This window comes from Pseudomonas sp. AN3A02, assembly GCF_011765255.1.
Classification (GTDB): Bacteria; Pseudomonadota; Gammaproteobacteria; order Pseudomonadales; family Pseudomonadaceae; genus Aquipseudomonas.
In genome coordinates, this window is sequence record NZ_JAARNI010000002.1 from 759,010 (window position 1) to 769,401 (window position 10,392).

Annotated in this window: 8 protein-coding genes; 7 read left to right on the plus strand and 1 reads right to left on the minus strand. The window is 62.9% G+C overall.

Annotated features, from left to right (window positions below; all coding sequences use genetic code 11):
• The first annotated feature begins 188 nt into the window (after window positions 1-188).
• Window positions 189-3,014 (plus strand): winged helix-turn-helix domain-containing protein, encoded by a 2,826-nt coding sequence (locus HBJ59_RS13320; protein WP_167663807.1) that lies wholly within the window; start codon window positions 189-191, stop codon window positions 3,012-3,014.
• A 1,059-nt stretch (window positions 3,015-4,073) separates the two neighbouring features.
• Here HBJ59_RS13320 and HBJ59_RS13325 read toward each other — a convergent pair.
• The gene (locus HBJ59_RS13325; protein ID WP_167663808.1) at window positions 4,074-4,958 is read right to left on the minus strand and encodes a LysR family transcriptional regulator; all 885 of its coding nucleotides are present in this window, start codon (window positions 4,956-4,958) and stop codon (window positions 4,074-4,076) included.
• A 104-nt stretch (window positions 4,959-5,062) separates the two neighbouring features.
• Between HBJ59_RS13325 and HBJ59_RS13330 the strand changes: the two genes are divergently transcribed.
• From HBJ59_RS13330 to HBJ59_RS13355, 6 genes are all read left to right on the plus strand, one after another.
• A complete protein-coding gene (locus tag HBJ59_RS13330; RefSeq protein ID WP_167663809.1) occupies window positions 5,063-5,719 on the plus strand; it encodes an RraA family protein in 657 nt (218 codons plus the stop codon).
• Window positions 5,716-6,945, plus strand: coding sequence for a pyridoxal phosphate-dependent aminotransferase (locus HBJ59_RS13335; RefSeq protein ID WP_167663810.1), 1,230 nt, complete (start codon window positions 5,716-5,718; stop codon window positions 6,943-6,945). The genes HBJ59_RS13330 and HBJ59_RS13335 overlap by 4 nt, the downstream gene beginning before the upstream one ends.
• Before the next feature lie 97 nt (window positions 6,946-7,042).
• Window positions 7,043-8,380, plus strand: a complete 1,338-nt coding sequence (locus HBJ59_RS13340) for an MFS transporter (protein WP_256670826.1) — start codon at window positions 7,043-7,045, stop codon at window positions 8,378-8,380.
• A 25-nt stretch (window positions 8,381-8,405) separates the two neighbouring features.
• On the plus strand, window positions 8,406-9,068 hold the full coding sequence (locus tag HBJ59_RS13345; RefSeq protein ID WP_167663811.1) for an RraA family protein: 663 nt from the start codon (window positions 8,406-8,408) through the stop codon (window positions 9,066-9,068).
• Window positions 9,069-9,165: 97 nt separating this feature from the next.
• Window positions 9,166-9,723 carry a helix-turn-helix transcriptional regulator gene (locus tag HBJ59_RS13350; protein ID WP_167663812.1) on the plus strand — a complete coding sequence of 186 codons (558 nt, stop codon included), beginning with the start codon at window positions 9,166-9,168 and terminating at the stop codon, window positions 9,721-9,723.
• 87 nt (window positions 9,724-9,810) lie between these two features.
• Window positions 9,811-10,386, plus strand: a complete 576-nt coding sequence (locus HBJ59_RS13355; RefSeq protein ID WP_167663813.1) for an HD family hydrolase — start codon at window positions 9,811-9,813, stop codon at window positions 10,384-10,386.
• Window positions 10,387-10,392 lie beyond the last annotated feature (6 nt).

Here is a 10,392-nt window from a genome sequence, read left to right on the forward strand (position 1 = left end):
AACAGTCTCATCGCCTGAACCCCAACGGCCCCGCGCCCTATAACAATGTCCATGCCCCAAAGGAGGGCGGCAATTCTCACCTTTTTGATCGACTTCAACTCTCCAAGCCTGCTGCCGCACGTAAGCACCCAAAAGGGCGAATGGCCTGATCGCCAATAACAAGCCCGACTACAAAAAAGGACAAATTGATGAGTTCGAGCAAATACCACGCAGTGTCCTTCACGGACCTCGTCCCCCAGGCCCCGGACCACACCGAGAGCGCAATCGGTTTTGGCCCCTTTCTCTTGTTGGCGCGCCAGCATGTATTGCTGCGCAACGGCGAGCCGGTGACCCTCGGCAGCCGCGCCTTGTACTTGCTGATCGCCCTCGCCAGCCGGGCTGGCGAGTTGCTGGAAAAGTCCGAACTGATCTCCTTCGCCTGGCCCAAGGTGGTGGTTGAGGAATGCAACCTGCGCGCACAGATCGTTGCGCTGCGCCGGGCGCTGGGGGATGACGGCAACTTCAGCTACATCGTCACCGTACCGGGCCGGGGTTACCGGTTTGTCGCGCCCGTGACGATGCAGGCGGTGAGTGAAGGCGCTATGATCCAGGCCCTGCTGCCCGCCCCGACCATGGAGGCACCGAACCTGCAACCGCCGCCCACCACGGTGATTGGTCGCGAACAACTGATCCTGAGCCTCGCTGACCAGCTTCTAAGCCAGCGCTTTGTGACCATCACCGGCCCAGGCGGCATCGGCAAGACCACGGTCGCCCTGGCAGTGGCGCAACTGCTGCAGGGCCGCTTTCACCAGGGCATGTGCTTCGTCGACCTGGCCCCCGCCACCAGCGGCCAATGGGTGGCCGGCATGCTCGCCAACGCGCTGGGCATTCAAAGCGTGAGTGACGACCCCTTGCAAAGCGTGGCCTCGATGCTCGCCAACAGCCCGTTGCTGCTGGTGCTCGACAACTGCGAGCACGTGCTGCAAGCCACCGCCGACGCCGTCGAAGTGCTGCTGCGCTGCGCGCCCCAGTGTTGCGTGCTGACCACCAGCCGCGAACCGCTGCGGGCCGAAGGCGAACGGGTGCACGACCTCGCACCGCTGCTGGTACCGGACGAAGACTTAAACCTGAGCGCCGAGCAAGCCATGACCTGGTCGGGCATCGCGTTGTTCATCCAACGGGTCAAGGCCCTCGATCCCGGCTTCGTGTTCAAGGACACCGACGTCGCCGCTGCCAGCGCCATCTGCCGCAAGCTCGACAGCAATGCCCTGGCCATCGAAATCGCTGCGGCGCGGGTGCGCACCTTCGGCATTCAGGACCTGGTGGGCTTGCTCGACGGCAGCTTCCGCCTGCAAATGACCGGCCGACGCACCGCCCTCGCCCGCCATCGTTCACTGAGCGCGACGCTGGACTGGACCTACTCGATGCTCACCGGCGACGAGCAGGCCATGCTGCGTCAACTGGCGGTGTTCACCGGTTCCTTCACCCTGGATGCAGTCAAAGCCATGACCGTCAGCAGCACCCTCGACGCCCGCAACGCCCTGCCCTTGCTGGAAAGCCTGATGGACAAGTCGCTGCTGATCGCCGGTGAATCGCAGTTGCTCAAGCGCTACCGCCTGCTGGAAACCACCCGCGCCTACGCCCTGGAAAAACTCAACGAACACGGCGAAGCCGACGCCACCCGCCGGCGTCATGCACGGTATGCCCTCGGGGTTTTGCAGGAAGCCGGGCAAACCCTCGACAGCCTTTCTCCCGAGACCTGGGTTGGCCTCTATGGCCCGGAAATCAACACAGTCCGCGCCGCACTGGAGTGGGCCTTTTCAGCCTCGGGTGACCTGCCTACCGGCATCGAACTGACACTGGGCGGCGTGCCGTTGTGGCTGCGCCTGTCGCTGGTCAGCGAGTGCCGTACCTGGGTCGACAAAGGCCTGGCCAGCGCCGACACCACCCCGCTGCCGCTGCGCCAGCGCATGCTATTGCAAACGGCCTTGGCCAGCGTGCTGATGCTCACCTACGGCACCGGCGGGCCCATGCGCGAAGCCTGGCGCCAAGTGCGCGAAGACGCCCGCGACCTGGGCGATGCCGAGCACAAACTGCGGGCGCTGTGGGGCCTGTGGAGTGACCGCTGCGGCTGCAACCAGTACGCCGAAGCGCTGGAACTGGCCGAGCGCTACATCAGCCTGAGCAACAGCGGCAACCAGCAACTGCTGGGTAAACGCATGCGTGCAGTGGCGTTGTTTCACATGGGCGACCTGGCCGGTGCCCGGCAGAATATCGACGAGGCGCTGGGGTCACCGTCGGCGCCGCGCTCGCACATTATCGACGTGCATTTCGACCAGCGCATCGCCGCCCGCTGCCTCAAGGCGAAGGTGCAGTTGCTGGAAGGCGATGTTGACCCGGCGCTGCGCCTGATCGGCAGTTGCGTCGATGAAGCCATCACCCTCGATCACCCCGCGACCCTCTGGTACACCCTGTGCCTGGGGGCGATTCCCCTGGCGTTGTTGGCGTCCAACCTGCCCAAGGTGCGTTATTACCTGGGCTTGCTGCAGAGCAGCACCACCCAACAAGACTTGCATATCTGGCGCCAGTTTCGGTTGTGTTTCGAGAGTATTTTGCTGATTCGCCAGGGCTCGCCTGAGGAAGGTGTGCCGCTGTTGGGTGAGGCGTTGCATCACTTGAGTGGGCAGGGAGACAGCCAGTTGTATAGCTTGCTGCGCTGTGAATACGCCTTGGGGCTGGCGCGACTGGGGCTGGAGAAGCTGGCGCTGGAGGTGTTGGAAGACACCTTGCAATTGGCGCTGGGGCGGCATGAGCACTGGTTCGTGCCGCAGATGTTGCGTATCAAGGCACAGCTGATCTTGCGTCAGGCCCAGTATGGGTCGGTGGACAAGGCCAAGGTGTTGCTGCGCCAGGCGTGGGTGGATGCGCAGTTGGCCGGGGCGCACTTTTGGCGGGCGCAGATTGCCAGTGACCTGGCCAGGTTGCAGGAACCGAAGATGCGGATTGCTTCGTTGCCCCGGTTTCAGCATCGGTAGGCGGCCGTTATTCGGTACGCACTTGAGTGTTCTGGGGTGCGGGTAATGTTATGGGGCAGGGTTTCTGATCGGGTCGGGTACATATCCGTTTCTTCGGTAACGGCGGCTATTGGTTCCGCTCTTACAGCGGCTCACTTTTGAAGAGCGCAAAAGTAAGCAAAACGCTCTTGCCCCACCACTCGGCACCTCGCCTAGGCTCGGTGTGCCCTCACTCCGGCTTTGGACCGTGGGCCGCCGTCATGGGCCATCCTTGGCCCAGGACGGCTAACCTGGCGTCCTGCCAGGTTACCCACGCTCCAAAGCCTGCGTTCGGCCAGCGTGGTTTAACGGGGCGCCTAAGATCAAGATCAAAAGCAAAAGCACAGCGGCCTCCCGGCCGGCTTGAGTGTTGAAGAGCAAAAGCCAAATCAAAATCTAAAGCGGGCACGGTCAAAATGTGGGAGCGGGCTTGCTCGCGAAGGTCGTTAACGATGACGCGGGCATTCTGGATGAACGCGGCGCTCTCAGGTTTTTCGCGAGCAAGCCCGCTCCCACAGAAAAGCAGATCTGTTTTCGCTCTGGCTTTTGATCTGGCGGTCAAATGTGGGAGCTGGCTTGCCTGCGATAGCATCAACTAGGTCTGCCTGATACACCGAGTTGTCTGCATCGCAGGCAAGCCAGCTCCCACAGAAAAGCAGAGCTACATCAGCTTCTGATTTGGCTTTCGCTCTGGTTTTTGCTTTTGCTTTTAACACTCAAGCCGGCCGGGAGGCCGCTGTGCTCTTGCTTTTGATTTTGATCTTAGGCGCCCCGTTAACCACGATGGCCGCAAGTAGGCACGGTGGAGCGGGTAAATCGGCAGGGAAGCCGATTTAGCCGCGCCGGGCCATGGATGGCCCGTCGCGGCGGCCCGTGGAACCGGGCCGGAGTGCGGGCATGCCGAGCCTAGGCGAGGCACCGAGTGGTGGGGCAAAGACCTTTTGGTTACTTTTGGGGCGTTTGCCAAAAGTGACCCGCTGTAAGAGCGGAACCCTAAGTGGCCGTTACCTAAATAACGGATATGTACTCAACCCCAACCCCCTAGCGAAACCGCGCAATCACCGCCTCCACCACCGGATTCGGCCGCTGGGTATTCCACGCGACAGCCGTAGTCACCACATTGAGTTTCTGACTCAACCCACGAAACACCACATTAGCCGGCGCCAGCTTCTTCAACGACGCCGGCACCAACGCAATCCCCTGCCCATAGCTGACAAACGCGATCTGCGAGGCCACCGACCGCACCTCATGCAGCACCCGAGGCGAAAACCCACTGGCACGACAGGTAGCGATCAAACTGTCGAAATACACCGGACTGACGTTGCGCGAAAACATCACCAACGGCTCGTTAGCCAGACTCGACAAACTGATGCGCGTGCGGCTCGCCAGCGGGTGATCCGCCGGCAACGCCACCACCAGCCGGTCCTCCGTCAATGGCAATGACTGCACCGAAGCCCCAAGGTCGCCATCCAACCGGGCAAACGCCAGGTCGATATCCCCAGCCTCCAGCGCCGGCAACGCCTCGACGCTGTCGATTTCCCGCACCGAAACGGTGAGCTGCGGATAATCAAGCTTCAGTTGCTCAATCAACCCCGGCAGCACATCAAACATCGCCGTGGAGATCGCACCAATGGTCAACATCCCCGACTGCCCCGCCACCGCTTCCTCCACCGCGAGTTCCAGACGCTCCAACTGCTCGGCGAACTTGCGCACCGCTGGCAGGATCGCCGCGCCCACCGGGGTGAGTTTTGCGCCGCGTCGGGAGCGGTCGAACAGCTTGACCTTGAGCGCCTGTTCCAGCACCTGGATCTGCTCGCTCAGCGGTGGCTGGGACATGCCAAGGCGCTTCGCCGCACGGCCGAAGTTCTGCTCCTCAGCCACCGCAAGGAACAACCAGAGGTGGCGAATCAGGCGAAAATTGATCATGGTTTTATCCATAGGTTAAGCGTATGTAAGGCTTCTGTACTTCGTAATATACCTATCATAGCCACTCACTGACACTGGCCGCCTCCGTCACCCGAGGCTTGCCCATGACCCCTGACCGTTTGCTCGATCGCCTGGCCGCACTGGACACCAACACCGTGTCCGACGCCCTCGACTTCCTCGGCCTGCCCGGCGCCACCGTGGGCCTGCGCCCGCTGTGGAACTGCCCGAAGATCGTTGGCCGCGCCAGTACCGTGCTGCTCGGCCCCAAGTCCGACATCGCCCCCACCGTGCACTTGATCACGCCGGTGATCGAACAGGTCGAAACCCGCGACCGGGTGCTGGTGATTGCCGGCGGTATCGAGGGCATTTCCTGCTGGGGCGACATCATCGCCAACGCCGCAGCGCGCAAACACATACGCGGCACGGTGATTGATGGTTTCAGCCGCGATATCGACGGCAGCGAAGCCATCGGCTATCCGGTGTACGGGAGGGGCGTGACCATGATCAGCGCGCGCAACCGCGTGGTGCAGCTCGACGCCGGCGTGACGCTCAGCGTTGCTGGCGTGAGCGTCAGCGAGGACGACTACGTGATCGCCGATACCTGCGGCACGGTGTTCGTGCCCCAGGCGGTGATCGAAAAGGTCCTGGACCTGGGCGAGCGCATCGCCCGCCGCCAGGACGGCATGGTGCACGCGGTGCGCAGCGGGCGTTCGGTGGTCGAGGTGATGCACGACGCACAGTTTGAGGCGATCACCCGATGAGCGCCGATATCCAGCGGCTGAACCCGCGCCTGGCCAGCGCACAACCGTCCGCCACCTATCGCATCATGGACCGCGTCGCCGAACGCCGGGCACAAGGCGCGCAGGTTATTTCGCTGTGTGCCGGCGAGCCGGATTTCGACACCCCGGTGCATATCCGCGAGGCTGCGATCCAGGCCATCGAAACCGGGCATACCCGCTACACTCAGGTGGCCGGTGCGCGGGCCCTACGGGAGGCGGTGGCAGCGAAGTTCCGGCGCGAAAACGGCCTGGACGTGTCCTGGCAGGACACCCTCGTGTGCAACGGCGGCAAGCAGGTGATCTATAACGCCCTGGCGGCCACCCTCAATGAAGGCGACGAGGTGATCGTGCCCGCACCGTACTGGGTCAGTTACCCGGAGATGGTGCAACTGTGCGGCGGCAAAGCGCGCATCGTCACTTGCGATGCCGACAGTGGGTTCAAGCTGACACCCGAGGCCCTGGCCGCTGCAATCACCCCGCAAACACGCTGGCTGATCCTCAATTCACCGTCCAATCCCACCGGCGCGGTGTACAGCGAGGGCGAGCTACGGGCGCTGGCCGAAGTGCTGTTGGCCCACCCGCAGGTGCTGATCCTGGCCGACGACATCTACGAGCACCTGATCTTTGACGGCCAGGTGTTCCATACCCTGGCCCAGGTTGAACCCCGGCTGGCACCGCGTACATTGACCATGAACGGCGTGTCCAAGGCCTACGCCATGACGGGCTGGCGCATCGGTTTCGCCACCGGCCCACGCTGGTTGTTGGAGGCCATGGAAAAGCTGCAAGGCCAGCAAACCTCTGGCGCCTGCTCGGTCTCGCAACAAGCGGCACTTGCCGCGCTGGAAGGCCCCAAGGATTTTATCCGCAACAGCCGCGTGGTGTTCCAGGCGCGCCGGGACTTGATGGTGAAGTTGCTGAATGACACGCCAGGCCTGACGTGCATCAGCCCCGCCGGTGCGTTCTATGCGTTCGCCTCCTGCACGGCGCTGATCGGGCGTACCTCGGCGGGCGGCCGCGTACTGCACAGCGATGAAGATGTCGCCCTGGCGCTGCTGGAGGAGGCCAATGTGGCCGTGGTCCACGGCAGCGCCTTTGGCCTGGGGCCTTACATCCGCATTGCCTATGCCCTGGATGATGCGTCGTTGCGCCAGGCGTGCGAGGCAATCCGCAACTTCTGCAGCCACCTGCTGACCGAAGAAAAAAAGTGATGAATTCACATAGATAAATATCGCTAATGGTGGCGTTCGGCCCTTCTTAAGATTGGGGCCGAACAGGACAACACTCACAACAACAAGGTCCGCCCTCATGTCTATGCCTGAAGTCATAAAACCCGCTGTGCGCAGCCAATACCGCTGGGTGGTTGCGGCGCTGATTTTCCTGATCTACACCGTGGCCGCCGCCGACCGGGCCAACCTCGGTGTGGCGCTGCCGTTTATTCGCCAGGAATTTGAAATGAGCAATGCCCAGGCCGGCGGCCTGGTCAGCCTGTTCCTGCTGGCTTACGCCCTGGCACAACTGCCGTCGGGCTTTGCCTTCGGGCGCTTTGGCGTCAGCCGGATCCTACCGGGGGCCATGGTGCTGACCTCCCTGTTGACCGGGCTGGTGGGCACCGCCAGCTCACTGCTGGCGCTGAAACTCTATCGCCTGGGCCTGGGCATCGCCGAAGGCCCGCTGCCCATCAGCATGACCACCACCATCAACAACTGGTTTCCGGCACGGGAAAAGGGTACGGCGTCGGGGATCTTCCTCTCGGCCGTGAAGTTCGGGCCGGTGATCGTGCCGCCGCTGTGTGCCGTGATCATTTCGGTATGGGGCTGGCGCGAGATTTTCTACTTCTTTGCGATCCCGGGCATCGTGCTGGCGGTAGTCTGGTACTTCCTGGTCACCGACCATCCGTCCCGCAGCCGCTTCGTCAACCCGGCCGAACTGCAGTACATCGTCGAGGACACGGCAATCAGCCAGACCGCCCGCTTACACAAGACGCCGGCCTGGGTTGAGAAGCTCGACCGGGTGATCCGCACCCGCGATGAAACACCCCTGGAAACCAACCGCCAGGTGTTCAAGTCGTGGAACATCTGGGGTTGCGCCACCAGCTACTGCTTCCAGCTCGGCGTCTCCAGCGTGTTGCTGGCGTGGATTCCAACCTACCTGATGACCGTCAAGCAGTTCTCGATCATGAACATGGGCCTGGTCTCGGCAGCGCCCTGGGTGGGCGCGGTGCTGGGCAACCTGCTGGGTGGTTTCTGCTCGGACCGCCTGATGGGCGGGCGCCGCAAGCCGGGCATGTTGCTGTCGGCGGTCGGCACCTCGCTGATGATGTACCTGCTGATCAACTCACCGGCCGAGCCCCTGCCCTACGGCTTGCTGCTGATGCTGACCGGCGTGGTGCTGAGCCTCGGCTTCTCGTCCTACATGGTCTACCCGATGGGCCTGACCACCAAGAAGACCTTCCCGATCTCCAACGCCATCGTGAACATGATCGGCCAGTTGGGCGCCGCCGCCACGCCCTTCATCACCGGCCTGCTGCTGGACAACTACGGCTGGAACTACGTGTTCGCCTGGCTGGCGATCGGCTCGTTCATCAGCTTCATCATTTTGCTGACCATTGCCGAGCCCCGCCCGGCCTCCAGCCAACCGACCTGATTTGTCACCCCACGAGGAGTTACCCATGTCGCCCCAAGACCAAGAATTGGTTGCCCTGTTTGCAGGCCTGGACACCCCGGGCGTGTCCGATGCCCTGGACAAACTCGGCCTGCCCGGCCAGTGCCTGGGAATCATGCCCCTGGACAACTATCGCCAGGTGGTGGTCGGCCCGGCCTTCACCGTGCGCTACGTCAGCGCCAGCAACCCGCCGGGCACCGTAGGCGACTTTATCGATGACGTGGCCGAAGGCGATGTGGTGGTGATCGACAATGACGGACGCACCGACTGCACGGTGTGGGGCGACATCATGACCCAGTACGCAGGCAGCCAGCGGATCGCCGCGACGGTGATTGATGGCGTGTGCCGCGACGTCAGCAAGGCCCTGGGCGACGGTTACCCGCTGTTCACCAAGGGCCGGTTCATGCGCACCGGCAAGGACCGGGTTGAAGTGGAAGCGGTAAACCAGCCGGTGTCCGTCGGCCAGGCCCGGGTGCGCGCCCGGGACATCGTGATCGCCGACGCCAACGGCGTGGTGATCGTGCCGCGTGAGCGGGCCCATGAAGTGGCAGCCTGTGCGCGCTCGATTGAAGCGGTGGAAGCACGTATCCGGGGATTGCTCGATGAAGGCAAATCATTGAGGGAAGCGCGGGCAGTGCTGGGTTATCACACCCTGCAACGCAAGGGCTGAGACGCACCGGGCCGCTCCGCTGATCCAACAGATTTGCGCAGCGGCCCCTGCATTCCTCACACTACCCGCCCTCACCGCCTTCCCCGGAATGTGAAAAATGTCCGACCTGTTGCTCAAGCCTGCCCTGCCCGGCATTGCGTTGAGACGATGGCGTCTGCTGCACCGCGTCAAACAGACTCACGCCGCCGAGTTGTTCAACGTCACCCAGTCGACGATTTCCCGCTGGGAAAGTGGCGTGCAGGCCATGGAGCCTGCGGCGCACCGACAACTTGAACAGTTGCTGGCCGCACGCCTGAAAGCCGCCGCCGATCAGGCCCTCGCCCGGCTGGTCAAGGAAAGTCCGCGCCCGATGCACCTGATATGTGACCTGACCCATCGTCTGCTGGCTTGCTCGGCCTCCCGTGCCGCCGAGTTCAGCAGCCCGTTGGCGGACCTTCTGGGGCATTCACTGTGGCGCTTCGTGACGCCGGAAATACTGCGCATGGAGTCCGCGCTGGATGACTCGGGCTGGCGCGACAGCCTCGCCCCGCCGGCCCTGGAGTTCATCACCGGCACCAACGACTCCACGGTTGTACCGATCCGCCAGAGCCTGTGCCGCTGGACCCGCATCCCCCTGAGCGATGGCACCGCCGCGCGGCTGGTCGAGACGCTCTAACTCCCCGGCGCATATTTTATGCGTGGACGCTTCGCACCACCGCGCCTAGTCTTGAATCCTTAACCGCGACCCTGCCGGGGCAGATTCATGGACATCGAAAAACTCAAGGGCCGCCTCGACTTCCTGCGCGAAGCGGAAAAACTCAAGGACGTGCTCAGAAGCGCGCATACCTCTTCCGGCCGCACCGAAAGCACCGCGGAACACAGCTGGCGCCTGTGCCTGATGGCAATTACCTTCGGGGATGAGCTGGCCGGCCTCGACCTGCTGAAAATTCTCAAGATGTGCGTAGTCCACGACCTGGGAGAGGCCATCCACGGCGACATCCCGGCGGTCAACCAGGCGCAGTTCCCCAACAAGAGCCAGCAAGAACACGACGACCTGCTGCTGTTGACCCGGGCACTGGATGAACCGCTGCGAGCCGACATTCTGGCCCTGTGGGACGACTACGAAAACGCCCGGTCTGCCGAGGCCAGGGCAGTCAAGGCCCTGGACAAGCTGGAGACCCTGCTGCAACACAACCAGGGCCTGAACCCGCCCGACTTCGACTACGCCTTCAATCTGGCCTACGGCAAGAAACACACCAGCGCCGAGCCGATTTTCCAGACGCTGCGCGAGATCATCGACCAGGACACAGAAGCAAAAATCCTGACTCCCAACCGGTAGCGCGAA

Bases quoted from the DNA above. Each gene is read 5' to 3' on its own strand.
- HBJ59_RS13320 (WP_167663807.1), top strand. From the start codon at position 189: ATGAGTTCGAGCAAATACCACGCAGTGTCCTTCACGGACCTCGTCCCC.
- HBJ59_RS13325 (WP_167663808.1), bottom strand. From the start codon at position 4,958: ATGATCAATTTTCGCCTGATTCGCCACCTCTGGTTGTTCCTTGCGGTG.
- HBJ59_RS13330 (WP_167663809.1), top strand. From the start codon at position 5,063: ATGACCCCTGACCGTTTGCTCGATCGCCTGGCCGCACTGGACACCAAC.
- HBJ59_RS13335 (WP_167663810.1), top strand. From the start codon at position 5,716: ATGAGCGCCGATATCCAGCGGCTGAACCCGCGCCTGGCCAGCGCACAA.
- HBJ59_RS13340 (WP_256670826.1), top strand. From the start codon at position 7,043: ATGTCTATGCCTGAAGTCATAAAACCCGCTGTGCGCAGCCAATACCGC.
- HBJ59_RS13345 (WP_167663811.1), top strand. From the start codon at position 8,406: ATGTCGCCCCAAGACCAAGAATTGGTTGCCCTGTTTGCAGGCCTGGAC.
- HBJ59_RS13350 (WP_167663812.1), top strand. From the start codon at position 9,166: ATGTCCGACCTGTTGCTCAAGCCTGCCCTGCCCGGCATTGCGTTGAGA.
- HBJ59_RS13355 (WP_167663813.1), top strand. From the start codon at position 9,811: ATGGACATCGAAAAACTCAAGGGCCGCCTCGACTTCCTGCGCGAAGCG.